This is a genomic window from Capnocytophaga sp. oral taxon 336 str. F0502, assembly GCF_000411575.1.
GTDB lineage: Bacteria > Bacteroidota > Bacteroidia > Flavobacteriales > Flavobacteriaceae > Capnocytophaga > Capnocytophaga ochracea.
In genome coordinates, this window is record NZ_KE150488.1 from 30,382 (window position 1) to 54,921 (window position 24,540).

General features: G+C 40.0%; 23 protein-coding genes. 22 read left to right on the plus strand and 1 reads right to left on the minus strand.

Translation table 11 applies throughout. The features are described 5' to 3' along the window. The first annotated feature begins 1 nt into the window (after position 1). The 6 genes from HMPREF1528_RS00135 (at position 2) to purN (ending at position 4,808) form a co-directional block, all read left to right on the plus strand. Positions 2-1,339, plus strand: coding sequence for a dihydroorotase (locus tag HMPREF1528_RS00135; RefSeq protein WP_016478125.1), 1,338 nt, complete (start codon positions 2-4; stop codon positions 1,337-1,339). A 4-nt stretch (positions 1,340-1,343) separates the two neighbouring features. Beyond that, positions 1,344-1,724: a DUF4296 domain-containing protein gene (locus tag HMPREF1528_RS00140; protein ID WP_002674027.1), complete on the plus strand. Its 381-nt coding sequence runs from the start codon at positions 1,344-1,346 to the stop codon at positions 1,722-1,724. Between the two features lie 13 nt (positions 1,725-1,737). Continuing rightward, positions 1,738-2,442 (plus strand): DUF4271 domain-containing protein, encoded by a 705-nt coding sequence (locus HMPREF1528_RS00145; RefSeq protein ID WP_016478126.1) that lies wholly within the window; start codon positions 1,738-1,740, stop codon positions 2,440-2,442. Positions 2,443-2,475: 33 nt separating this feature from the next. Next, entirely contained in the window at positions 2,476-3,225 is a 750-nt protein-coding gene (locus HMPREF1528_RS00150; RefSeq protein ID WP_009410955.1) for a uroporphyrinogen-III synthase, read from the plus strand. A gap of 571 nt (positions 3,226-3,796) precedes the next feature. Then, on the plus strand, positions 3,797-4,177 hold the full coding sequence (locus HMPREF1528_RS00155) for a ribonuclease P protein component (RefSeq protein WP_002674290.1): 381 nt from the start codon (positions 3,797-3,799) through the stop codon (positions 4,175-4,177). A gap of 67 nt (positions 4,178-4,244) precedes the next feature. Next, positions 4,245-4,808: a phosphoribosylglycinamide formyltransferase gene (gene purN, locus HMPREF1528_RS00160; protein ID WP_016478127.1), complete on the plus strand. Its 564-nt coding sequence runs from the start codon at positions 4,245-4,247 to the stop codon at positions 4,806-4,808. Here purN and HMPREF1528_RS00165 read toward each other — a convergent pair. Next, positions 4,803-6,434, minus strand: coding sequence for a hypothetical protein (locus HMPREF1528_RS00165; RefSeq protein ID WP_016478128.1), 1,632 nt, complete (start codon positions 6,432-6,434; stop codon positions 4,803-4,805). The two genes, purN and HMPREF1528_RS00165, sit on opposite strands and share 6 nt — an antisense overlap. Positions 6,435-7,188: 754 nt before the next feature. Here HMPREF1528_RS00165 and rplM point away from each other — a divergent pair. From rplM to HMPREF1528_RS00245, 16 genes are all read left to right on the plus strand, one after another. Continuing rightward, a complete protein-coding gene (rplM, locus tag HMPREF1528_RS00170; RefSeq protein ID WP_016478129.1) occupies positions 7,189-7,644 on the plus strand; it encodes a 50S ribosomal protein L13 in 456 nt (151 codons plus the stop codon). Continuing rightward, positions 7,644-8,030, plus strand: a complete 387-nt coding sequence (gene rpsI, locus HMPREF1528_RS00175; protein ID WP_002674299.1) for a 30S ribosomal protein S9 — start codon at positions 7,644-7,646, stop codon at positions 8,028-8,030. The genes rplM and rpsI overlap by 1 nt, the downstream gene beginning before the upstream one ends. 111 nt (positions 8,031-8,141) lie before the next feature. Then, positions 8,142-8,867: a 30S ribosomal protein S2 gene (gene rpsB / locus HMPREF1528_RS00180; RefSeq protein WP_016478130.1), complete on the plus strand. Its 726-nt coding sequence runs from the start codon at positions 8,142-8,144 to the stop codon at positions 8,865-8,867. A 123-nt stretch (positions 8,868-8,990) separates the two neighbouring features. Beyond that, positions 8,991-9,953, plus strand: a complete 963-nt coding sequence (gene tsf / locus HMPREF1528_RS00185) for a translation elongation factor Ts (protein WP_016478131.1) — start codon at positions 8,991-8,993, stop codon at positions 9,951-9,953. A gap of 106 nt (positions 9,954-10,059) precedes the next feature. Continuing rightward, entirely contained in the window at positions 10,060-12,684 is a 2,625-nt protein-coding gene (locus HMPREF1528_RS00190; RefSeq protein WP_016478132.1) for a reprolysin-like metallopeptidase, read from the plus strand. Between the two features lie 155 nt (positions 12,685-12,839). After that, a complete protein-coding gene (gdhA, locus tag HMPREF1528_RS00195; RefSeq protein WP_016478133.1) occupies positions 12,840-14,180 on the plus strand; it encodes an NADP-specific glutamate dehydrogenase in 1,341 nt (446 codons plus the stop codon). 493 nt (positions 14,181-14,673) lie between these two features. Continuing rightward, entirely contained in the window at positions 14,674-15,705 is a 1,032-nt protein-coding gene (locus HMPREF1528_RS00200; RefSeq protein WP_034567719.1) for an Acg family FMN-binding oxidoreductase, read from the plus strand. A gap of 186 nt (positions 15,706-15,891) precedes the next feature. Continuing rightward, positions 15,892-17,550: a hypothetical protein gene (locus HMPREF1528_RS00205; RefSeq protein ID WP_016478135.1), complete on the plus strand. Its 1,659-nt coding sequence runs from the start codon at positions 15,892-15,894 to the stop codon at positions 17,548-17,550. A 75-nt stretch (positions 17,551-17,625) separates the two neighbouring features. Next, complete coding sequence (rlmB, locus tag HMPREF1528_RS00210; RefSeq protein ID WP_016478136.1) at positions 17,626-18,363, plus strand: 23S rRNA (guanosine(2251)-2'-O)-methyltransferase RlmB; 738 nt, start codon at positions 17,626-17,628, stop codon at positions 18,361-18,363. Positions 18,364-18,390: 27 nt separating this feature from the next. Continuing rightward, entirely contained in the window at positions 18,391-19,224 is an 834-nt protein-coding gene (locus tag HMPREF1528_RS00215; RefSeq protein ID WP_016478137.1) for a helix-hairpin-helix domain-containing protein, read from the plus strand. 468 nt (positions 19,225-19,692) lie between these two features. Further along, positions 19,693-20,838 carry an acyl-CoA dehydrogenase family protein gene (locus tag HMPREF1528_RS00220; protein WP_016478138.1) on the plus strand — a complete coding sequence of 382 codons (1,146 nt, stop codon included), beginning with the start codon at positions 19,693-19,695 and terminating at the stop codon, positions 20,836-20,838. A 16-nt stretch (positions 20,839-20,854) separates the two neighbouring features. Next, entirely contained in the window at positions 20,855-21,292 is a 438-nt protein-coding gene (locus tag HMPREF1528_RS00225; protein WP_002674321.1) for an RrF2 family transcriptional regulator, read from the plus strand. Positions 21,293-21,366: 74 nt separating this feature from the next. After that, complete coding sequence (locus HMPREF1528_RS00230) at positions 21,367-21,630, plus strand: SemiSWEET family transporter (RefSeq protein WP_002674323.1); 264 nt, start codon at positions 21,367-21,369, stop codon at positions 21,628-21,630. Between the two features lie 89 nt (positions 21,631-21,719). Beyond that, complete coding sequence (serS, locus tag HMPREF1528_RS00235) at positions 21,720-22,991, plus strand: serine--tRNA ligase (protein ID WP_002674327.1); 1,272 nt, start codon at positions 21,720-21,722, stop codon at positions 22,989-22,991. 154 nt (positions 22,992-23,145) lie between these two features. After that, positions 23,146-23,463: a hypothetical protein gene (locus HMPREF1528_RS00240; RefSeq protein WP_016478139.1), complete on the plus strand. Its 318-nt coding sequence runs from the start codon at positions 23,146-23,148 to the stop codon at positions 23,461-23,463. Next, on the plus strand, positions 23,454-24,368 hold the full coding sequence (locus tag HMPREF1528_RS00245) for a ribonuclease Z (RefSeq protein ID WP_016478140.1): 915 nt from the start codon (positions 23,454-23,456) through the stop codon (positions 24,366-24,368). The genes HMPREF1528_RS00240 and HMPREF1528_RS00245 overlap by 10 nt, the downstream gene beginning before the upstream one ends. The last annotated feature ends 172 nt before the right edge of the window (positions 24,369-24,540 follow it).

Here is a 24,540-nt window from a genome sequence, read left to right on the forward strand (position 1 = left end):
AATGAAAACCCTCATCAAAAACGCAATCATCGTAAACGAAAATACCCTCTTTCAAGGCGACCTCCTGATTGAGGGAGAGCGCATTGCCCAAATAGGTACTCACATCACTCCTAAAGGAAATTATGAGGTGGTGGAAGCCGAAGGCAAATACCTCCTTCCTGGGGTGATTGACGATCAAGTACACTTCCGAGAACCTGGGCTTACTTATAAAGCTACCATAGCTACCGAAAGCCGTGCTGCGGTAGCAGGTGGTGTAACTACCTTTTTTGAGCAACCTAACACGGTACCCCAAACGGTAACTATTCCGCTTTTGGAAGAGAAATTTGCCATTGCCAAACAGTCGTCTTTTGCTAACTATTCTTTCTTCTTGGGAGGAACAAACGACAACCTCGAAGAACTGAAACGCTTAGATAAAAATGCTTGTGCAGGGGTGAAACTTTTCTTAGGCTCTTCTACGGGGAATATGCTTGTAGACAACGAGAAAACCATAGAAGCTATTTTCAATAATGTAGATTTGGTCATCGCAACTCATTGCGAAGATGAAGCGACTATCCGAGAGAACTTAGCCCACTATCAAGAATTGTACGGCGAGGATATCCCTATTGCGATGCACCCTCATATTCGCAGTGCTGAGGCTTGCTATCTGTCCTCTTCACGTGCCATTGCTTTGGCTGAAAAAACGGACGCACGCCTACACGTGTTCCACCTCTCTACGGCTAAAGAAACCGAGCTCTTCCGCAATGATATTCCGCTAAAAGATAAGAAAATCACCGCTGAGGTGTGCGTGCATCACTTGTGGTTTTCGGAAGAAGATTATACTACTCGTGGGGCTTTCATCAAATGGAATCCTGCTGTAAAAACTGCCGATGACCGTACTGCGCTGTGGCAAGCCCTTTTAGACGACCGTCTCGATGTGATTGCTACCGACCACGCTCCTCATACCCTTGAAGAAAAACAGCGCAAGGGCTATCTGAATATCCCTTCGGGGGCGCCTTTGGTGCAACACTCGCTCGTGGCAATGCTCGAAAAAGCTTACAAAGGTACTATTTCTATCAAAAAGATAGTAGAGAAAATGTGTCATAATCCCGCAATCCTTTTTCAGGTAAAAGAACGCGGTTTCTTACGCGAAGGGTATTACGCCGACCTTGTTTTGGTGGATATGGATACCCAATGGACAGTACAGAAAAACAACCTGCTGTATAAATGTGGCTGGAGTCCGCTCGAAGGGCAACAATTCCACTCGGCTGTAGTGAGTACCTTCGTAAATGGCAAAGAGGTGTACCACAATGGCAAGGTAATTGCAGAGCCTCAGGGGCAACGCATCACTTTTAACAGATAAGACTATGAGAAAAATCATTTATATATTCGCTTTGCTACTCATTATAGTAGCTTGCAAAAAGAACATCGTACCCAAACCCGATAAGTTTTTAGACGAAAAGCAAATGGAAAGTATGCTCTACGATTTGGCTGTTTTAGAATCTATGAAGGTTTCACAAGCCCAAATGCTAGATTCTTTACAATTCAATTCGAAACAGTTCATCTACAAGAAATATCAGCTCGATAGCCTTTCACTCGCACAAAATATGGTCTATTATGCCTCCCTGCCTAAAGACTATGACCGTATAGTGAAAAAGGTAGAAGAAAAACTCAAAAAACAACGCGATAGCATTGGAAAGCTACCCTTAGAGACCCTAAAAGAGAACCCAGCAACAGTCGAACCATAATAAAATACAGTATTTGGAAGCCTTAGAACTACATCAGTCTTATCTTTCGTGGATATTTCCTGCCTTCCTACTCATCTTTGGGTTGGTGGCTTTCCTGCGTATATTCTACCCTAAACACTTTGCCGATTATCAAAACTTACTGTTTAACAATAAATATATTGTAATTTACGGCAAAAAAGAACGCCGATTGCACCTCTTTATGACAGTGCTTTTTCTCTTGCAATGTGTGTGTTTAGCTCTTCTTTTCTATGTTATGCTAAAGAATTTTGGTATCTCAGAACTTTACAACTCTCAGTTTATGTTTCTGGAATTGGTGCTTGTAGTCTTCTCACTGTTAATCACAAAACTCCTCTTACAACAATGGATTAGTAGCCTGTTCGACCTTTATGATTTCGCAAGAGATTACATCTTCACCAGAGTTTCTTATTCATCTTATGCCGCAATTGTAATGGTTATACTCCTCTTTTTGGGAGTTTATATCCCTTTCACCAATAAAAATCAGCTATTTTTATTACTTTTTGTGTTAGTATCCATATTGTTAGCAATCAATGTATTAGGATGGATTAAAATCATAAAAAACAATCAAAAAGAAATAAAATCCTATTTATTCTATTTTATTTTGTATCTTTGCACCCTCGAAATCGCACCCTATATCTTTCTCATCTATGGAACAAAATACTTAATTGAAGTACAGAAAATGGCTCAATTTGTTTCATAATAGGGCGTTAGGAGGTGTAAAGAAATAACATTTATGAAGGTAAAATCGATATTAGTTTCGCAACCAGAACCGAAAGCCGAAAGCTCACCTTATGCACAAATTATTGAAAACCACAAGGTAAAAGTAGATTTTGTGCCCTTTATTAAGGTCGAAGGAATGACCGCTAAGGACGTCAGAATGCAGAAGATTGACCTTACTAATTTTACAGCCGTTATCCTCACTAGCCGTAAATCGGTAGACCACTATTTTCGTATTGCTGAAGAAATGCGCTTTAAGGTGCCTACAACTATGAAGTATTTCTGTCAGTCCGAAGCCATCGCTTACTATTTGCAGAAGTATATTACCTATCGCAAACGCAAAATATACGTAGGTAAAAAAGAGTTTGCGGACCTTTTGCCTATCCTCAAAAAATACAAAGAAGAGAAATTCCTCTTCCCAGGTTCCGATGCCCCTAAACCAGAGGCGACCGCAGCTTTAAACGATATCAAAATAAAATGGGAACGCGTAGTGTTCTATCGCACTGTATATTGCGATATTTCAGCTATTAAAGAAAATAAGTACGACATTCTTACTTTCTTTTCGCCCGCAGGAATAGAGGCGCTGTTTAAAAGTTTCCCCGATTTCTCACAGAAGAAAACCAAAATAGCCGTCTATGGCGATGCGACCCTAAAAGCTGCCGAAGAAGCTGGTCTTATCATTGATATTAAAGCTCCCTCACCTGAGAGCCCCTCAATGACCGTAGCACTCGACCATTATTTAGGCAAACAAAATAGCAAAAAATAGAATCTAAAATCCGTTTTCTATAAGCACCAAAGGTAAGGAAGAACTATTCTCCCTTACCTTTGGTGCTTTTTTACTTCCTTTTATAAAGAAAATCTCTAACTATCAAGAAAGACTATCTGCTTCTCCTACTTCTCGCTAAAAGTGAGCATAAAGCTATAATTTCCAGTATAAAACCTAATGCTATAAATAAAGAACCGCTAACAGGCACTTCCCAATGCAATATCTTAGCAAGAGCTCCTAAAACAATAAGCACAACACCTGCTATAAATAAAATAACACTTGTCTTCATATCTCTATTTCAACAATTAAGGTGCAAATGTACAAATTAAATAGCAAATAACAATAAAAAGATTTTTCAGCTATCTGCCACCCTTTCGTTTCTTAGCTCTTTCCTTGATTATTCCTTTTTCTTATTAACATTTATTTAACACGTGATATTCAATGAATTAACGCCTTTTCTATACCAATCTTCCAAGATTCGTATAAGCTTCCTATAAGCTTTCTATAAGCTAAGAGCACTCTTCTCATTTGTTCATTTGTTAATTCTTTCTTACCTTTGCCGTCGAATTTAATGTGTTTTATTTTGCCCACTTTTCCCAAAACCGAAAAACTCTGCAAGCGTGAAGCCATTCAGCAACTATTTGCCCAAGCCGAGGCACTTACCTGCTATCCGCTTAGGTTGTTGTACGCCCCTGTTAGCAGTTTAGAAGCTCCTTACCAACTGCTTATCAGTGTGCCCAAACGCACTTTCAAGCGCGCTGTACATCGCAATTTGCTAAAACGACGCCTGCGCGAAAGCTACCGACTCCAAAAACACCTATTGCCCGTAAAAACCGAAAAGTATGCCCTTGCCTTTCTCTATATAGGGAAAGAACTCACCGATTACGCCACCATTTACAAATCCGTAACCCAACTTATAGAAGATTTTTCTCATCAGCTCACCCAAGAATAACCCATCGCTTTTGCGCTCCACCTTCCCCCTTTGAAGAGGGGTTAGGTAGATGTTTAAATTACCCCCTATGAAAAAGATTATCATTTTTGCCTCAGGTTCAGGCTCCAATGCCGAACGTATCGCTACCTATTTTCACCAAAAAGGCACTGCGCAGGTAAGCCTTATACTCTGCAACAACCCTCAGGCAGGCGTACTTACGCGTGCCAAACGCTTAGCCATTCCCTCTTTAGTCTTCAACCGACAAGCGTTTTATGAGTCGGATATCGTCCTCAATATCCTTAAATCCCAGCACCCCGACCTTATCGTGCTGGCAGGTTTCTTGTGGAAAGTACCTGCTTATCTCACTGAGGCTTATCCTCATAAAATCATCAACATACACCCTTCTCTTTTGCCCAAATATGGCGGTAAAGGAATGTATGGTTCACACGTGCACGAAGCCATCATTGCCAATGCCGAAAAAGAAAGTGGCATCACCATTCACTATGTAAACGAACATTACGACGAAGGTAATATCATCTTCCAAGCCAAAACAACCGTACTCCCCACCGATACTCCCGATACCTTAGCCGAAAAAATTCACTTATTGGAATATGAGTATTTTCCAAGGGTCATAGAAGAGTTACTGTCATAAATATTCTCTAAGCAAATGAAAGTCTAAATACCCTTTGCGTCCATTTTTAATGATTTTGTAAAATGAAGAGGATATCTTTTCGAGAAGCTCATACTCAGCAGTAGCCTGAGGATAGATACCTATTTTTCCGTCCTTAGAGAAAATAATCCGCTTGTCATCTTTGCTAATTTCTATAGTATCAAATGCTATAGGAAGTACTTCTTTTCCTGTGAGATACTGAGGGTCAAACATCTTTAGTTTATCAGGAGGTTCAAACTCGTATTCGTATAAAGAGAATAGTATTTTTTCATATTCTCCTGCAAAAACATTTGAAAAAGTATAGAGATACAAACCATACTTATCACCTCTTTCTACACAAATAGGAATCTGGGTAGCTATAAGTTTTTGCGTATGAGAGTCATAAAAGTATTTTCGTTCACCTATAAACGAAAGATGTTCCTCTGCAAGGCGATCGGTAAGGTAGTAATTTCGTCCGTGAAGTTTTAAATCATAGTTATCACTTATATACGACACATAGTATTCATATGTTAAGGAATCTTTCTCTATGTGATAGCCCAATTTAGGTGATCTATATACATCATTCCCCTGTCTAAAAATCATTTGTCTTAAGTTTTTCTTTGTTTGTTGGATATTGTAATAGCTCACCCCTTTATCAGTAAGCATTTCTATAGAGCCATTATCCGTAAGATAAGCCGATAGCACTCCCGTAAGCGGTTGTTTTTCAAAAAGTGCATTGTAGATGTCTATTTGAGTTCCTTCTTTCCCGATAATAGCCCAGCGATTGAAGAGAATCGTATCGTAACTTTTAGGCAATACATTTTGAAGGTATCGGTTTTTGAGTTCGTATTTATCACCTTTAGGAAGCAGATATAAAAACTCATTTATCTTGTGATAGTCGTAATAATCAGATAAATCGTAAAAGTCTGTAAGGTAGGAGGTATCAATAGACTTCCCTTTTTCAGCTTTCAAAGAAGTACAAACACTGTATTCGTTTGATATAAATAGCGTTTTATGCTGCAAAGGCACTATCATATCCGATTCTTCTAAAAGATATACCTTTCTACCCTCACCAAAATCGAGCGCCATTAGAGGGAAATACCTCACCTCATAAGGTCGCCATTTCTTAATTTTGGTTTCTTCAGTATAGAAATATCCACCTACATCTTCTAAATCAGCTTTTTTGTATTGCAGGAGTTGTACAGTTGCCAGTGATGGATTTAAAAACTTTACAATGGTTTTGGCTCTTTTTTTATACTTGCCATTATCTTCAGAAAAAGACAATAAATGAGAGGTAACAAGCGGGTGGTTTATAAAGTTTGCCCATTCAGTAGGACGAATGTCGCGTGGATAGATGAGTTTATCTCCCTTTTCTAATAATTCGGATAGCGTTTTTTCTTTGGTATCATATTTCCACGACAGGGTAAAAGGGCGGTAATACCCCTGATAGGTTTCATCGTAGTGTTTTTGTAGTGAAGCTTCAACATATTTGCCATTTTGGGTTTGTTTATAGACTGTTATGTCACTATCTTTATTGTAAACAATGAGGGCAATGTCTTGAGATGGCAAGGTATATTGCGCATAAGCCAAAGATGTAAAAAGAGATAATATGGCAAAACAAAGTTTCATTTTGAAGGGTGTTTTAATTTTATAGGGCAAAAATATATTTTTTCTAACATATTTCAAACAAAAACATTAAATTTATCTCAGTTTTTGTCCAAATAAGACAATAAAAGAAATATATGGTGTGTCAACCCGAAAAAAAGAGAGGTATCACCATTCACTATGTAAACGAACATTACGACGAAGACAATCCTCTTTTTTACTAACTCTTATCTTCCTAACTGCTAATTTAGATATTAGAAAAATGTTAATGATTCTTAAATCCCTGCAAATATTTTAAAGTTTAGAAAACAGAATACTTGATAGTCTTTTGTGGGTTTAAAAATGTTAAAACATTGCATATCAATAAAATGAAAAGAACACCTTCTTTGTCGTTTAATAGGAGTTTGACCGAAGGAAGAGCGAAGCTAAGACGAACCTATACCGAAGCTAAGGCGAAGGAAAGACGTTAGTATGTTGAATATCAATAGAAGAAATGTGCTTCATAAATTATTGAAGAAAAAATCATAAAATAGAGTTTTTAACAAATAAAACGCGATATTTTAATTTCTCACTCCGAACTCGTATTAATTTAAATTTTGGCTAATTTCCTGATTCCCTAATTCCCTAATTCCCACATTCTTACCTCTTACCTCTTACCTCTTACCTCTCAAAAATTTTGCAGTTTCAAATATTTGTCGTACTTTTGCGCCCTAAAAATAAAAGTGTCGTTTGATGACACTATTAAGGAATGTTTAATTTTTAATAAAAATCACAAAGAGTGGACACATTAAGCTACAAAACCATCTCTGCCAATAAAGCCACTGTAAACAAAAAGTGGGTCTTGGTAGATGCTGATGGACAGACTTTGGGTCGCCTTGCCTCTAAAGTAGCCAAGCTACTTCGCGGTAAGTACAAACCCGAATTTACCCCTCACGTTGATTGTGGCGATAACGTAATTGTTATCAACGCCGAGAAAATCAACCTTACAGGGAACAAATGGGAAGATAAATCTTATCTTCGCCACACTGGCTACCCAGGAGGACAACGCTTCACAGGAGTAAAACAACTCCTCGACAAACACCCAGAACGTATCATCGAAAAAGCTGTAAAAGGTATGTTGCCAAAAACAAGATTGGGTGCAGCAGTTTTACGTAATTTAAAAGTGTATGCAGGTGCCGAGCACAAACAAGAAGCTCAACAACCTGTTACCATTAACTTAAACGATTTGAAATAATGGAAGTAATTCACACCATTGGTAGACGAAAAACCGCCGTAGCGCGTATCTACCTTAAAGCAGGTAACGGTACTATCACCGTAAACAAACGCGAACTCAACAATTATTTCACTACCCCTACACTACAATACAAAGTAAAACAAGCCCTCAGCCTTGTAGGTGCTGAAGATGCTTACGATGTAAAAGTAAACGTGTATGGTGGTGGTATCACTGGTCAAGCCGAAGCCGTTCGTTTGGCTATCGCTCGCGCACTTTGCGAACTCGACGCTGAAAACCGCGCCGTATTGAAACCCGAAGGACTTTTAACACGCGACCCTCGTATGGTTGAACGCAAGAAATTCGGTCAGAAAAAAGCCCGTAAGAGATTCCAATTCTCTAAACGTTAATATCAATTTGCTCCTTAGTTTAGCATCCAAATGGCTCAGGCGGTTATCTAAAATTTACAAAACCTCTCCAAGCTATTGCTAATAGTAGGAACGTAAACTATTTAAAAAGAAATGGCAAATAACATAGAAATTAAAGATTTATTAGATGCAGGCGTACATTTCGGTCACCTTACCCGCAAATGGAATCCTAATATGGCTCCCTACATCTATATGGAACGCAACGGTATCCACGTAATCAACTTGTACAAAACCGCTGCTAAAATTGAAGAGGCTGCTGAAGCCCTCAAAAAAATCGTAGCCTCTGGCAAAAAAGTGCTTTTCGTGGCTACTAAAAAACAAGCAAAAGACGTAGTTGCCGAAAAAGCAACTTCAGTAAAAATGCCTTACATCACCGAGCGTTGGCCTGGTGGTATGCTTACTAACTTTGTAACTATCCGTAAGGCAGTAAAGAAAATGTCGTCTATCGATAAAATGAAAAAAGACGGTACTTTCGATACCCTTTCAAAACGTGAAAAACTACACGTAGAACGTATGCGCGAAAAACTCGAAAAGAACTTAGGGTCTATCGCGGATATGTCTCGCCTCCCTGGTGCTCTATTTGTAGTCGATACACTCCGTGAACACATCGCTGTAAAAGAAGCGCAAAAATTAAACATTCCTATTTTCGCAATGGTAGATACAAACTCCGACCCTCGTGAGGTGGATTTTGCTATCCCTGCCAACGACGACGCTTCTAAAGCTATCGAAAAAGTACTTTCTTACATCACCGAAGCTGTAAACGAAGGTCTTTCAGGTAGAACAGCCGAAGCTAACAAAGAAGCTGAAGCAGCTGAATAAATCAAATAAGCTTTGACAAAGTCCCAAACTTTGTCAAAGCCTTAAAATTATTTTTTAACTCACTTTCACCGGCTTCTCCCTCCCCTCGGGGGAGGGCTGGGGAGAGGATAAACATTAATAAAAATGGCAAATATTACCGCCGCAGACGTAAATAAACTCCGCCAAGCTACCGGCGCAGGTATGATGGACTGTAAAGCTGCCCTCATCGAAGCCGAAGGCGATTTCGATAAAGCAATCGAAGTATTGCGCAAAAAAGGTCAGAAAGTAGCCGCTAAACGCGCTGACCGCGATTCTAAAGAAGGTGCTGCTATCGCTCAAGTAAATGCTAACCACACGGTAGGTGCTATCATCTCTCTCAACTGTGAGACCGACTTCGTAGCCAAAAACGCCGATTTCGTAGCACTTGCTAAAGATTTAGCTGATCTCGCCCTTACTGTAAATAGCAAAGACGAACTTCTTGCTCTTAACTACAAAGGCATTACCGTAGCCGAAAAACTCCTCGAACAAACAGGTGTTATCGGTGAGAAAATAGAACTCGGTGCTTTTGAAAAAGTAGAAGCTCCTTTCGTAGGTTCTTACATTCACCACGGCAACAAAATCGCTGCAATCGTAGGCTTATCAGCTGCTATCGCCGATGCTACCGAAGTAAGTAAAAACTTAGCAATGCAAATCGCTGCTATGGGTGCTGAAACTCTTTCTTTCAAAGATTTCTCAGCTGAGTACATCGCTAAAGAAACCGAAGCACGCATCGCTATCATCGAAAAAGAAAACGAAGAGTTACACCGCTTGGGCAAACCGCTCAAACACGTACCTCAATACGTTTCACAAGCACAACTCACTCCTGAAGTATTAGCTAAAGCTGAAGCCGATGCCAAAGCTGAATTGAAAGCTGAAGGTAAACCAGAACAAATTTGGGATAAAATCCTTCCTGGTAAGATACAACGCTTCATCTCCGATAACACTACTCTCGACCAAGAGAAAGCTCTCCTCGACCAAGTGTACATCTACGACGAAAGCAAAAAAGTATCCGATTTTGTAAAATCTAAAAATGTAGAGATTACTGCTTTCAAACGCGTAGCCTTGTAATTTATATATTTAAATGACATAGTTAAAACTCCTCTTACTATCAAGTAGGGGGAGTTTTTCTCTAACTACTAACAACCCCCTTAAAAAACATTACCCAATAATAGAAATGAAACATATTATCTATTTATTCCTCTACCTCAGTTTTACTACTGCTCAAGCACAATGGAATATTGCCCTCCCTAATGGCGAAACCCTTAATCTCCAATGGCAAGAGCGCGAAAACTCTCAGCAAGACAAAGGTATTCACACCTTTGTAGGCTACTATCAAAACCAGTTTGTGGCTACTTTGGTAGTACCCCCTAATAAAGAGGCTTTTGGTAGCTTGCAATGGGAAGGGACTACCTACCAACTTACAGGCTCACAGCAAGGTAAGCTATCAGCAAAAGAGCGACTTCGCCATAATCCCAATGCAAAATGTGGTACTGATACTCACCAGCATACCTCTCTTTTTCCTTCTCCTCAAAATAGCCCTACAGCACGCCCTATCACCACTACTACATCTATAATGGCTAACGACCCCGAGGGAATTCTTTATCTCTATCGCTTGGCCGTATTGGTTGATTACTACGACTTTGCCCATACTTTTGGCAGTGATATCACACAAGTAAAAAACTTCCTGCTCAACCTCGAAACCTTTCTCAACGAGGTATATGTACGCGATATAGGATTGAAATTCAGCATCGTAGACGATAACCGACTCATTATTCAGGAAGCTACTAAGCAGTTGTACAATCAAAAATCACGACGAGATATCATCGAAAATTCTACTGAAAAGATTAATGAACTCATTGGCGATAAACAATATGATTTAGGAATTGTGATCGCTCCTGGCACCGATGCTACCTTGTCAGGACTCGCTTTCTTTTCTGGAGGATTTCGTCTTGTAAGAAAAGGAGGGGCTTCGGCAATAGCCGAAAATGCAACCATCGCTCACGAAATCGGACATTTATTTGGTGCCGATCACACTTTTAAAAACGCCTATTCAGGCAACTCTCTCTATACAGAACCTCGCTACGGTCAATCACTGATGGGCTATAGCAATGATTTCCCCGATGGGGCTTTCTTTTCACTACCTACCGCTTATCAAATACGTAGCGGGATCGTCAATAGGTCTTATTTCAAAGATTCTCAGCGCACTCAGTTAGTAGACCGCAATGGGAATGATGTGAGTAATTTCAATTATGCTTATGGTGTCAAAACCGAAAGCTCTTTCCCTATAATCGACCGCACTAAACTACAAGAAACCTATACCATTCCTAAAGATACTTATTTCCAATTCCGTATCAAGGCGACAAGCCCTAACAATCTCCCTATTTATTACACAGCACAACTCACCAGTAGGGCAGGAGTAAACGATCCTAAGTTCCTCACTCGTAAGGGGAAAACAGAAGGGAATCCTATCACTTTCCAAACACAGTACAGCGATTCAGGAGGCTTTATAGAGTATACACGTCCCAATGCAAAAGGCGAACACCTCTTTTGGGTGGCAACCTCTAATCCTGCGCCCCAACACTTTGTGAATTACGATATGGTAGCTGTAAAGGTGAACATCGCCGACGGTAAAACTTTCGCTATCACTAACGGAATGAACGACGAGTACCAAGGGGGTGATAAAATAACACTTCATTGGCAAGTAGATCCTAACTTCTTTGACCCCAATAGCAAAGTGCGCATCTTCCTTTCCGATGATTTAGGTAAAACTTTTAAATATACTTTGGTAGAAACCACCGAAAACGATGGTACTTGCGAGATTACACTTCCTAATATCGAGATAGGCACAGTAGAATGGGGCAAACAACCAAAAATCCAACTTCCTGCGGGGGTTATCAAAGTGGAAGTGATAGACCATATCGCTTTTGCTATCACCAATGTAGCGCCTTATAAAACCTCTAACGGAAAATCAGTACCTAATGGAGGCTTTAAAATTAAAAAGAAAACAGGAACACCCTCTCCTTTAACCTTTGTAGAGAATAGCAAACCCCAAAATGTAACCGTTCAATGTGCTAATGAGATACCTGCACCTGCCAACCCTACAACCGAAGGGGGCTGTGGAGCAGTAACTATTACCCATACAGATAAAAAGATTGCTGGAACTTGTGCCAATAGCTTTACCATTCAGCGCACATTCAAGGCTTACGATGGCTGTGAAACCATTACTTATCAACAAACAATCGTAGTGAATGATACCCAAAAACCTACTTTTGTAGGGAGCTTACCTCAAGATACAACGATTGATGAAGGAGCTAAAATACTTCTTGGACCTACTCTTACCGCTACCGATAATTGTAAAGGTATATTTCAAGTCGTTCCTACCAAAGAAACCCTTGGCAATAAAATAATATATACTTGGGTAGCCAAAGATGATTGTGCTAATGAGTCAGTACACAAGCAAACCATTACAGTAAGACCCATAGCAAAAAAACCACAGCAAGAGCCAGAGAAAAACATTGTTATCTACAATGGCATTTCTACCGAGAATACGAACAACTATTTTACCGTAGAAGGAGCAGATACTAATAGTTCTATTCATCTTCTCATATTTGATGAAATGGGGTTAAAAGTATATGAAAACGAGCATTATGGCAAAAATGGCGATTATTTTAGAGGTTATGCCAATGCCAAAGGTTTTATAGGGAATAGCAAAGCTCTTCACGGCACTTATTTCTATATCGTTCGTTACAGCAAGCACGGAAAAGAAGAACAACAAAAAGGCTTTTTATATGTAAGGTAAAACTTCATTTTCTTTTGAAAATAAATCTTTTTAATAAAAACTTCTTTCGTTTTCTTTGCACATTTCAATAATATTAACTACTTTTGTCGCTCATTAATATATTTGCGTAACTAAATAATTCATTAACACATAATTCATAACTAATTAAATATATTATGGACGTAAAAAAAATAATGACCTCCTTAGAGGCAAAACACCCAGGAGAAAAAGAGTACTTGCAAGCAGTACACGAAGTGCTTGAATCAGTACAAGAGGTGTACAACCAGCACCCCGAATTTGCCAAAGCTAAAATTATAGAACGCATCGTAGAGCCCGACCGCATTCATACCTTCCGCGTGGATTGGGTAGACGATAAAGGCGAAGTGCAAAGCAACCTCGGCTACCGCGTGCAGTTCAACGCTGCCATAGGTCCCTATAAAGGTGGTATCCGCTTCCACAAAGCTGTAAACCCTTCAATGCTTAAATTCCTTGGCTTCGAACAAACTTTCAAAAACGCACTTACTACCCTGCCTATGGGAGGCGCTAAAGGGGGGGCTGATTTCGACCCTACCGGTAAATCCGATGCTGAAATTATGCATTTCTGTCAAGCCTTTATGCTCGAACTTTGGAAATACATAGGCCCTGATACCGACGTGCCTGCTGGCGACGTGGGTGTAGGCGGACGCGAAATAGGCTATATGTACGGTATGTACAAAAAATTAGCCCACGAATATAACACTGGGGTACTCACCGGTAAAGGTATCAACTGGGGAGGTTCGCTCATTCGTCCTGAAGCTACAGGTTATGGCGCACTCTACTTTGTAGACCATATGCTTAAAAAACTCGGCAGAGACATCAAAGGACAACGCGTAGTAGTATCAGGATTTGGTAACGTAGCGTGGGGTGCCTCACAAAAAGCAACTCAGTTGGGTGCTAAAGTTATCGGACTTTCAGGTCCCGATGGTTGTGTAGAAGTACCTAATGGTATGACTCACGAAATGATTAACTACCTATTGGAGCTTCGTGCTTCTAACCGCAATATTGTAGCTCCTTTTGCCGAAAAATTTGCTAAAGAAAGTAAGTTTACCGCAGGTAAAAAAGCGTGGACTATCCCTTGTGATATTGCCTTACCTTGTGCATTCCAAAACGAATTAGATGGCAATGATGCTCAAATGCTTATCAAAAATGGTGTAAAACTCGTAGCCGAAGTATCGAATATGGGTTGTACTCCTGAGGCAATCAAAGTGTTCCAAGATGCTAAATTGCCTTTCGCCCCAGGTAAAGCAGTGAATGCAGGAGGGGTAGCTACTTCAGGTCTTGAAATGACTCAAAACGCAGCGCACCTCGCGTGGAGAGCTGAAGAAGTTGATGTTAAGTTACACCAAATTATGGAGTCTATCCACAACGCTTGCCTCAAATATGGTCAGGAAGAAGGTTATATTAACTACGTAAAAGGTGCTAACATCGCAGGCTTTATGAAAGTAGCTCACGCGATGCTCGACCAAGGCGTGGTTTAATTTAATGAACAATTGATAATGAACAATCAACAAAAAAGCTGCTTCTTAAAATGAGGCAGCTTTTTTAATCCATTTACTTCTTATGAATAATCTTTATATATAAATACCGATTTCTTTCGATTTTCTTCTCACTTTTCACCCTCTAACCGCTCACTTTTAACTATTCACTATCAACTATTTATATACCCTTTCTATACCAATCGTCCAAGATTCGTATAAGCTTCCTATAAGCTCTCTATAAGCTAACCCCACCCTCCTAACAGCCTTTTTTCACCAAAAACCTTGTTAGTCTCCTTCTGAAAAACTCCGTTTCCTTCCGATAGTTCAGATATGTCACTTTTAGGGGTATACACTTTGCCAAAGTTTTTGCCTGTGCGGCTCGCACCTCATTTTCTAATTCTCTAATTGCCATTCACGCATTTCTTAACCCAAGTTCATTTTTTCATCGCTTTTTCACCGTTACTTTGCATCGTAAAACAAAAACAACTTAAAAATGAACTTAAAAATGTTTAGTATCACACTTCTTATGACGTTGGCTACCTTAAAGTCCAACGGTCAAAATCCTGACCTCCTCACATTGGTCACTGCGGCTACACAAGCCCCTTCAGGTCACAATTCTCAACCTTGGTTCTTCACTGTTGAGAACAACCGCATCATTATTACGCCCGATTTTACCAAAGCGCTCCCTGCCGTAGACGACAAACACCGCGAACTGTTTATGAGCTTGGGCTGTGCTCTGGAAAACCTCTGCCTAAAAGCCACCGAATTGCACTATCACACCCAGGTACAACTCACCAGCGAAGGTGTCATCACCGTGCTTTTGCAAAAACGAGAAGATGTAACCCCCAGTTCCTTAGCAGCTGTCATTCCTAAGCGCCAAACCAACCGTTCGGTATACGATGGCAAACGCATCGACGCTCCTTTGCTCCAAAGTTTAGTAAGCAAAGCTATGGACGATACGGGGGCAAAGCTCTACACATTCGCCAATGGTTCTCCGCTTTTTGCAACACTCACCGAAGCAGTAATGCAAGGCAATGCTGTGCAAATGGCTGACCCCGCTTTCAAAAACGAACTCCTCTCGTGGATACGCTTCAACAAAAAGCATTCTGAAAGCACTCACGACGGACTCAGTTACGCAGTGCTCGGCGCTCCTAATCTCCCTCGTTGGGTAACCGAGCCCATTGTAAAGGCATCACTAAAAGCCGATAAGCAAAACAAAACCGACTTGAAGAAGATACAATCTTCCTCCGATATAGTGCTTATCACTTCTGAGAAAGACGATATCCGCACTTGGATAAACACAGGTCGTTTATTAGAACGCTTTTTGCTCGTCCTCACCGAAGCAGGCATCGCCAATGCTTACCTCAATCAACCGTGTGAAGTGCCCGAACTCCGTGCGCAACTGCAAGCCGATTTGCCCATTGCAAAAGCCTATCCACAAATCCTCTTGCGCATCGGCTATGCGAAGCCTGTAGCTTATTCCAAGAGAAAAGATATCAAAGAAGTAATTAAAAAACGCAAATAAAGTCTCTTTTGCAGTATCAACTTTGCCAAAGTTTCTACCCGCCCGTCGCGCTACGACCTTTGGCAAAGTTTAAATCTATAATTAGTTATTTAATTATATCATTCCATTATTTACATTACTACTTAAAAATTATTTATTTGCAAAAAGAAGAAGTTTTTACTATTTTTGCAGATAATTAATAGTATTATGCTAATTTATAGATTACAATTTAGTGATGTTTTTCCAGAGGAAGAAAAAAAAGACCTTATAGATTATTTAAAGAATATATCTAAGTCTACATTAGAAGAAACTATATCTTTTTTTAATAAGGATAAATTACCTAAATATGATGGTATTATTTCTAACAAAGATGTTCATAGAGAGATAATTAGTAAAGTACAAGAATGTAAACAAAATAAATATACACAAGGAAATCCTGTCGTGTTTTCAACGGAAGCAAATTTATATATAGTTGAAAGAATTATTGCAAGTAAAAAACAGTTGTTGGACGAAAATACATTGGGGAGAGATACTGACAGAGATATAGATAGAGATGAATTAAATATATTTAAAAGTATCTTATGGGTGAATGAGTTTTTAAATGAGAAAGAGAAAAGTATTATTTTACCTAATGAAAACAATGATATGTGTAAAATAGCTCAGGCTTATATAACACTAAAATTTTCAACAGCTGATTTAGGGCTATATGATGATATAAATAGAGAATTAGGTAATTTATTATATGTTTCTTTCTATAAACTAGAAAAATTGATTAACTTTCTTGAGCAAGGAAAGTATGAAAGCTATTTAGATGAAATATATAATAACTTTAATGTTGCTAATCGAAAAGAGCTTTTAACAAGAGTTGCTGAATTGTATGTCAATGTTGCTATAAACGTAGGTAAATATGGCTTCTTTGAGGTAAAAGATAATAATCAACAGAATTTTTTAGACTCTTTAATTGCTAAAAAAATAAAAGTAGAAGATGATTTTATCAATATAAGAAATTATCCTGTATACAAAAAAACGGATGGTACTTATATAGTTCTTAATCCTTTTTTTATAATGGATAAGTTTACAATTAGCTTGAAATTTTTCTTAGTTAAATCTTTTTGGGATAATAATATACAAGGTGATTTTTCTAACTTTTATAACAAAGACTTCTCAGAAAAGTTTTTAATGTATAATTTGTTTGAGTCTATTTTTAACTGTAAATATTTTGTCAAAAAGAAAACTTTAGGAGAAGAAGAAGCAAAAGATGAACCTGATTATTATTTTAGGTATAATAATAAAATTTTTATTTTTGAGTATAAAGATATTTTGATAAATAAGAATGTAAAAGTTTCAAGAAATATAGAAAAAATATTAAGTGAACTGAAAAATAAATTATTACAAGACAAGTCAAGCGATAAAGGAATAGGACAATTAGTAAAACATATAAATAATATTGATAATAATGAGTTTCCTTTTGATGATAGGATTAATACTGTCAAATCTTTAAAAATTTATCCTATATTAGTCCTTTCTGATAGAAAACTTGAAATATTAGGAATAAACTACCAATTTAACCAATGGTTTAGAGATGAGTTAGGTGATTTATCTCATAAAAATATTAAAGTACAGGATTTAGTAGTGATGAGTTTAGATAGTTTTATTGTTTTCAAAAATAAATTTAAGCAGGATAAGGAGAATTTTAGAAAGATGCTTGATAGACACATAACGGAGATGAAAAAGAAAGAAAAATATAACCATACTCTTGAAAATGAGAAAAAGATTCAGAAAAAACTATTACCTTTTAGTGCCAGATTTATCAATGAAGGATTTGCAGATAAAGATTTTAAGGAAATGTTTGAAGAATACTGTTAAAGATTAGCTTTCTTCCTCAAAATCTCTTATCTTTGTCCCCTCTATAATAAAAATAAACGCCCGTCGTGCTATAATATGCAAGAACAAGAATCCCAAATATACGGCATTCGTGCCCTGATAGAAGCCCTCAAAGCAGGCAAAACCATCGATAAAGTCTTTTTGCAAAAAGGCTTACAAGGAGGTTTGTTTAGAGAGCTAATGCCCTTATTACAAGAAGCCCAAGTGTCCGTGCAGTATGTGCCCGTTGAAAAACTGAACCGCCTTACCAAGAAAAACCACCAAGGGGTAGTGGCGAACCTCTCCCCCGTAGATTATCACAACTTCGAGGATTTGGTAATCTCAGTTACCGAAAGTGGAGCGACACCGCTTTTCCTCGTGTTAGACCACCTCTCGGATGTGCGCAACTTTGGTGCGATTATCCGCACGGCAGAGTGTACGGGCGTTTCGGGGATTATCATTCCTAAGCGCGGTAGTGTGAGTATCACCGCCGATACTGTCAAAACTTCGGCAGGAGCTGTGTTTCGCGTGCCTATCTGCAAGGTCGAAAACCTCGTAGATGCGGTCTACTACCTGCAAGGCAGTGGCATCAGGGTAGTGGCTGCGACCGAGAAGACTAGTCAATTGCTATACGCCGAAGACTTTACGGTACCTACCGCTATTGTTATGGGGGCTGAAGACGTCGGGGTATCGCCAGCAGTACTCAAAGTAGTAGATAGCAAAGCCAAATTGCCAATGGTAGGCGATATTAGTTCGCTAAACGTTTCGGTAGCTTGTGCTGTTTTCTTGTACGAAGCTCTCAAACAACGACTCTAATCCTCCAACCCCTATCTCCTAAAACCGATGAACCGCCAACAAACCCGAGGTGTCCTTTTTTTGCTATTGCTCATCATAGCACTACAATTCGCCTTTCGTAATCTCAGTTTTAATCGCACTTTTGCCCCTACTGAAACTACTGTACTTCAACGGGAGATGGACTCGCTAAGAGCTCTTGTTTCCTTGCCTAAAAAAGATACCATTTACCCCTTCAATCCCAATTTTATTACAGACTACAAAGGCTTTAAACTCGGACTTACCCCAGAGCAAATCGACCGCTTGCAAGCTTTTCGCGCACAGAATAAGTATGTCAATTCTGCCGAAGAGTTCCAACAAGTAACGGGTATTTCGGATAGTCTTCTGCACAAAATAGCCCCTTCTTTTAAGTTCCCCGAATGGGTGAAAAACCGCAGAACTTCTTCTTATGTCTATGAAAAATACCCCCAAAAACACTACCCTAAACAAGATATCAACACCGCAACTGCCGAAGAACTGATGAAAATCTACGGTATAGGCGAAGGCTTTTCTAATCGCATCTTGAAATACCGCAACAAATTGCACGGCTTTACCTATATCAGCCAAGTAGCAGAAGTCTACGGACTCGAAAAGGAAGTGTACGAACGAGTAGCCGAGCGCTTTGAGGTACAAACAACACCCGTGATTGAGAAGAAGGACATCAATACTCTCAATATGTACGAACTCAGCAAAATTCCTTATGTGAAATACGGAGAAGGCAAAAAGATAGTAGGCTTGCGTTCCGAGCTCGGTACGCTCAAATCCTTTGATGACCTTTTGCAAATAGAGGGTTTTGATAAACAACGCATCGCCCGATTGCAGTTGTATCTCTATATCGAACAGTAGCCTTCAAGATAATTAAAAAGAATTTCGTTCTTCTTTAACACTTTTTTTTCAATAAGTAAACTCCCTCTTTTTACCAATTGAAATTCAACTAACTAACGCTCTTCCTTCGTCTTTCCTTCGTCTTAGGTTCGTCTTAGCTTCGCTTTACCTTCAGTGTAGGTTCGCTTGTTCTTCAGAAAACGTAAAACATTTATTTATTTGTTTTACAGCTGATTAATATGTTTTATAGTATAAAATACCTAAAAGTATTTTCCTTGTTTAATACTGAAAAAAATGCAGCCATATAACAAACTTTAACATTTTTTCTTCAATCTTATTGCCTCTATACACCATTTTTATTGAATAACACATCCCTGACAATTAACACTCTTCTTTTCACCCTCTGATTAAAAAAAACGTAATTCGTAATTCGTAATTCGTAATTATTTTATATCTTTGCCCCTTGGTATTAGAATAAGCATATAACGAATGAATTTTAACTATTCTGAAACACAACGAATGGTAGCCGATGCGGCTAAAGAGTTTGCCGAAAAATATATCCATCCACACGTGATGGAATGGGACGAAAGTCAGGAATTTCCTGTGGAGGTATTCCGCAAAGCAGGCGAACTTGGCTTTATGGGCGTTTTAGTACCCGAAGCCTATGGTGGCTCAGGTCTCGACTACCACGATTATATCGCGATTGTAGAAGAAATCTCAAAAGTCGACCCTTCTATAGGGCTCTCAATAGCAGCTCACAACTCTCTTTGTACCAATCATATCCTTAGCTTTGGTAGCGAACAGCAAAAACAACGCTGGTTGCCCAAATTGGCTTCAGGTGAATGGATAGGTGCTTGGGGCATTACCGAACACAATACCGGTTCTGATTCCGGAGGTATGGCTACTACCGCTGTAAAAGACGGCGACGAGTGGATACTGAACGGTACTAAAAACTTTATTACTCACGGCAAAACAGGACAGATAGCCGTAGTCATTGCTCGTACCGGCGAAAAAGGTAACAAACACGCCATCACAGCCTTTGTAGTAGAACGTGGTACGAAGGGTTTTAGCAGTGGTAAAAAAGAAAACAAACTCGGTATGCGCGCCAGCGAAACTGCCGAAATGATATTTCAAGATTGTCGTATCCCCGATGCTAATCGTTTGGGTGAAGTAGGCGACGGCTTTATTCAAGCAATGAAGATATTAGACGGCGGACGTATTTCTATCGGTGCTCTTTCTTTGGGTATTGCCAAAGGCGCTTACGAAGCCTCCCTCAAATACGCCAAAGAACGTATGCAATTCGGTAAACGCCTCATCGACCTACAAGCCGTTGGTTTCAAACTCGCCGATATGGCTACCGAAATAGAAGCTTCCGAACTGCTCTTGCACAAATCGGCTTTCCAAAAGAACAACGGTCAGCGCGTAACCCTATCGGGGGCAATGGCAAAGATGTACGCCTCCGAAGTATGTGTGCGCGTAGCTACCGAAGCCATTCAAATTCACGGCGGTTATGGTTATACGAAAGATTTTCCAGTCGAAAAATTCTTCCGTGACTCCAAATTGTGTACCATAGGCGAGGGAACAACCGAAATACAGAAATTAGTCATCAGTCGACAAATAGATAAGAACTCATAATTAAAAACGAACGAATATGTTATCCAATTCCAGCAAGTATGCCATCAATGCAGTAATATACCTTGCCATACACTCATCGGCAAGCCATAGAATAGCGCCCAAAGACGTGGCAGAAGCGCTACATATTCCTACGCCCTTTTTGGCAAAAATATTGCAAACTTTAGCCCGCAAAAAGGTAATTAGCTCCAACAAAGGACCTGGGGGAGGCTTTTGGCTCTCCGATGAGGAAAAACAAGCTCCTTTAATGACCGTTGTAGAGCAAATAGGTGAAGCCGATAAGTTTATCGCTTGTGCGATGGGCTTCAAAGAGTGTTCATCAGAGAAACCCTGTCCGTTACACGCTTCCGTACAGCCTTTCAGAGATAATTTTATGCGAGAACTTACCGAGAACTCCATAGCCTCCTTTGCTCAAAAAATTGCTGATAAGACTGCTTTCTTATCACCTACGGAGTAATTAAGTGCTAGTTGCACGAGCAATTATCTATTTACAAATTTATCATAGTATATAAACTTAAAAAATAATTATGTATGGAGAACGGGAAATTCTTTACTATTCTCAGTTGGGTAGCTACTGCTACTGCCATTGGTATGTATGTATCTTACATACCACAAATTCACGATAATCTCAACGGTAAACCAGGCAATCCTATTCAGCCCTTGGTAGCTGCTATCAACTGTGCCTTGTGGGTCACTTACGGACTGCTCAAAAAGCCCAAACGCGATATACCCGTAGCTCTTGCCAATGCCCCAGGTATCATATTCGGTCTCATTGCCTTTGCAACTGCTTTGTAATTGGGTTGTCACACACTTTACCAAAGTTCAAAATACTACACACTCTCCCCCTTGTTAATTGTCAATTGTCAATTGTTAATTGAAAAGATATGTTACAACTAAACACTATTAGAGAAGAAAAAGACCGCGTGCTTACCGGTCTTAAAAAGCGCAACTTTAAAGAGTTGTCTCTCATAGACGATATTATCGCCTTAGACGAAAAACGCCGTAGCACTCAGCTTTCCCTCGATGAAACATTGGCGAAATCCAATAATCTTTCTAAGGAAATAGGCAACCTCTTTAAAGCAGGTGAAACCGACAAAGCCAATACCCTTAAAGAGCAAACCGCTACCCTTAAAGAAGATATCAAAACCCTTACCGATACTCTCAACACTACCGTAGAGGAGCTTAACGATTTGCTCTACCGCGTGCCTAATATCCCTAATGAGTTGGTGCCCGAAGGTACTTCCGAAGCTGACAATGTAGTCGTATTCGAGGCGGGTACTATTCCTGATTTAGGTAAAGACGCTCTTCCTCACTGGGAACTCGCCAAGAAGTACGACCTCATTGATTTCGAGTTAGGCGTAAAGCTCACCGGTGCAGGCTTTCCTGTGTACAAAGGTAAAGGAGCTAAATTACAGCGTGCTCTCATCACCTACTTCCTCGACAAAAACACCGAGGCAGGCTATAACGAATACCAAGTGCCTCACGTAGTAAACGAAGCCTCAGGCTATGGCACCGGTCAGTTACCCGATAAAGAAGGACAGATGTACCACGTAGGGGTAGATAACCTCTACCTTATCCCTACCGCTGAAGTGCCTGTAACTAATATTTTCCGCGATACCTTGCTCAACGAAAGCGATTTGCCTATCTGCTGTACCGCCTATACACCTTGCTTCCGTCGTGAAGCCGGTAGCTATGGCGCTCACGTACGCGGACTCAACCGCTTGCATCAGTTCGACAAGGTGGAGATTGTACGCATTGAACACCCGGACCGCTCTTATAAAGCACTCGAAGGAATGATAGAACACGTAAAAGGCATTCTCAATGAGTTGAAACTCCCTTACCACATCTTGCGCCTTTGTGGTGGCGATTTAGGCTTTACCTCAGCAATTACTTACGATTTCGAGGTATATTCCACCGCTCAAGAAAAGTGGTTAGAGATAAGCTCAGTGTCTAACTTCGAAACCTTCCAAGCAAACCGTCTTAAATTGCGTTTCAAGGACGCCGACGGTAAAAACCGCTTAGCACATACCCTCAACGGTAGTTCACTTGCCCTCCCGCGCGTATTAGCCGGTATTTTAGAAAACTATCAAACCCCCAACGGTATTGTAGTACCCGAAGTCCTCAGAAAATACACAGGCTTCGATATTATTAATTAGTGCGAACTACATATTATACAACTTTGCCAAAGTTTCAAATTTTGGCAAAGTTTTTTATTACCTATACGTGCTACGACCTTCTAGATTATTTATTTGAAAAGATTATTTTGTATTTTAAATATTATTCATAACTTTGCGCAAATAATTTTACTCAATGAAAGAAACTACTGTAATTACCCTCACTAAAACGCAACTCCCCTCTTGGATAGCCGATTTTAATACCAACGAAACCCTTAAAAAACAGCACATCATCATTACCCTGCCCGAAGAGGAACACTGGTTAAAGAAAGACCTCAAACCACTCGTCGTCTTTGCCCAACAGCACAATCAGCAACATCACAAATCAGTGGTGGTGGTGCAACGTGCCTTAGCGCTCGAAGATTTTGAACTCCTCCTGCATATCGCTCCTACCCTCCAAGAGGCGTACGACCTTATTGAACTCGACGAAATAGAACGCGACTTATGGAAGTAACTATCTTAGGTTGTCACAGTGCGACCCCTCGCTCCAATGCCCGCCCTTCGGCTCAACTGCTCGAAATGCGCGGTCATCTGTTCCTCATCGATTGTGGAGAGGCTACCCAAATCGCCCTCCGCAATGCCAATGCTAAGTTCTCCCGCATCAAGCACATCTTCATCTCTCACCTCCACGGCGACCATTTCTACGGACTCTTCGGACTCATCTCTACTTTCCAACTCCTCGGTCGCGAAGCCGAAATGCACATCTACGGTCCTAAGGGCATCAAAGAAGCCGTTTTGCTCATTCTCAAACTCGGTGGTGCTTATACCCCTTTCCCCTTGTATTTTCACGAACTATCTTCCAAAACCTCCGAACTCTTATACGAAGACAACAAAGTGCTCGTGCGTACCATTCCGTTGCAACACCGCGTCTATACCAATGGTTTTCTCTTTCAAGAAAAAGAAGGCGAACGTCGCCTAAATATCGACGCAATTGCTGAGTATCCCGAGATACAAACGTGCGACTATCAGAACATCAAAAACGGCAAAGATATAACATTAGAAAACGGCGAAACTATTGCCAATACTGAGCTCACCTTCGACCCTCACCGCCCGCAAAGCTATGCCTATTGTAGCGATACTCTTTATTTCGAAGCTTTGGCTACCGAAATACAAGGAGCAAGAGTCGTGTATCACGAATCTACCTTTTTAGAGATAAACGAAGAACTCGCAGTTAAAACAATGCACTCCACCGCCTATCAAGCAGGACTCACAGCTAAGAATGCCCACGCCGATGCCCTCATTTTAGGGCACTATTCCTCTCGATATCCCGATGTCAATCTCTTCAAGCAGGAAGCACAAGAAGTCTTTAAGAACGTCTTTTTAGCCGAAGATGGCAAAAAGTTCATTTTCGATAATTGACAAACAGAAGAAAACATCACTACACCCCCATTTTTTTGGAAAGTCCTCAATACTTTTTCCGTCCCTATATTCCCCCTTCGAAGATAGCCAGCGACAGCCACGTATGTACACAACGATAGCCGAATATGTATATAGGAAGATATTTTCACCTCATTACCTTCGACTTTCCGTC

What these genes read in the sequence shown, in the direction of transcription:
- HMPREF1528_RS00200 (WP_034567719.1), top strand. Translation starts at nt 14,674, where the DNA reads ATGAACTTAAAAATGTTTAGTATCACACTTCTTATGACGTTGGCTACC.
- HMPREF1528_RS00220 (WP_016478138.1), top strand. Translation starts at nt 19,693, where the DNA reads ATGAATTTTAACTATTCTGAAACACAACGAATGGTAGCCGATGCGGCT.
- HMPREF1528_RS00205 (WP_016478135.1), top strand. Translation starts at nt 15,892, where the DNA reads ATGCTAATTTATAGATTACAATTTAGTGATGTTTTTCCAGAGGAAGAA.
- rlmB (WP_016478136.1), top strand. Translation starts at nt 17,626, where the DNA reads ATGCAAGAACAAGAATCCCAAATATACGGCATTCGTGCCCTGATAGAA.
- HMPREF1528_RS00150 (WP_009410955.1), top strand. Translation starts at nt 2,476, where the DNA reads ATGAAGGTAAAATCGATATTAGTTTCGCAACCAGAACCGAAAGCCGAA.
- purN (WP_016478127.1), top strand. Translation starts at nt 4,245, where the DNA reads ATGAAAAAGATTATCATTTTTGCCTCAGGTTCAGGCTCCAATGCCGAA.
- HMPREF1528_RS00225 (WP_002674321.1), top strand. Translation starts at nt 20,855, where the DNA reads ATGTTATCCAATTCCAGCAAGTATGCCATCAATGCAGTAATATACCTT.
- rpsB (WP_016478130.1), top strand. Translation starts at nt 8,142, where the DNA reads ATGGCAAATAACATAGAAATTAAAGATTTATTAGATGCAGGCGTACAT.
- tsf (WP_016478131.1), top strand. Translation starts at nt 8,991, where the DNA reads ATGGCAAATATTACCGCCGCAGACGTAAATAAACTCCGCCAAGCTACC.
- HMPREF1528_RS00135 (WP_016478125.1), top strand. Translation starts at nt 2, where the DNA reads ATGAAAACCCTCATCAAAAACGCAATCATCGTAAACGAAAATACCCTC.
- HMPREF1528_RS00140 (WP_002674027.1), top strand. Translation starts at nt 1,344, where the DNA reads ATGAGAAAAATCATTTATATATTCGCTTTGCTACTCATTATAGTAGCT.
- rpsI (WP_002674299.1), top strand. Translation starts at nt 7,644, where the DNA reads ATGGAAGTAATTCACACCATTGGTAGACGAAAAACCGCCGTAGCGCGT.
- HMPREF1528_RS00240 (WP_016478139.1), top strand. Translation starts at nt 23,146, where the DNA reads ATGAAAGAAACTACTGTAATTACCCTCACTAAAACGCAACTCCCCTCT.
- HMPREF1528_RS00230 (WP_002674323.1), top strand. Translation starts at nt 21,367, where the DNA reads ATGGAGAACGGGAAATTCTTTACTATTCTCAGTTGGGTAGCTACTGCT.
- gdhA (WP_016478133.1), top strand. Translation starts at nt 12,840, where the DNA reads ATGGACGTAAAAAAAATAATGACCTCCTTAGAGGCAAAACACCCAGGA.
- HMPREF1528_RS00245 (WP_016478140.1), top strand. Translation starts at nt 23,454, where the DNA reads ATGGAAGTAACTATCTTAGGTTGTCACAGTGCGACCCCTCGCTCCAAT.
- HMPREF1528_RS00190 (WP_016478132.1), top strand. Translation starts at nt 10,060, where the DNA reads ATGAAACATATTATCTATTTATTCCTCTACCTCAGTTTTACTACTGCT.
- serS (WP_002674327.1), top strand. Translation starts at nt 21,720, where the DNA reads ATGTTACAACTAAACACTATTAGAGAAGAAAAAGACCGCGTGCTTACC.
- HMPREF1528_RS00215 (WP_016478137.1), top strand. Translation starts at nt 18,391, where the DNA reads ATGAACCGCCAACAAACCCGAGGTGTCCTTTTTTTGCTATTGCTCATC.
- HMPREF1528_RS00165 (WP_016478128.1), bottom strand. Translation starts at nt 6,434, where the DNA reads ATGAAACTTTGTTTTGCCATATTATCTCTTTTTACATCTTTGGCTTAT.
- HMPREF1528_RS00155 (WP_002674290.1), top strand. Translation starts at nt 3,797, where the DNA reads ATGTGTTTTATTTTGCCCACTTTTCCCAAAACCGAAAAACTCTGCAAG.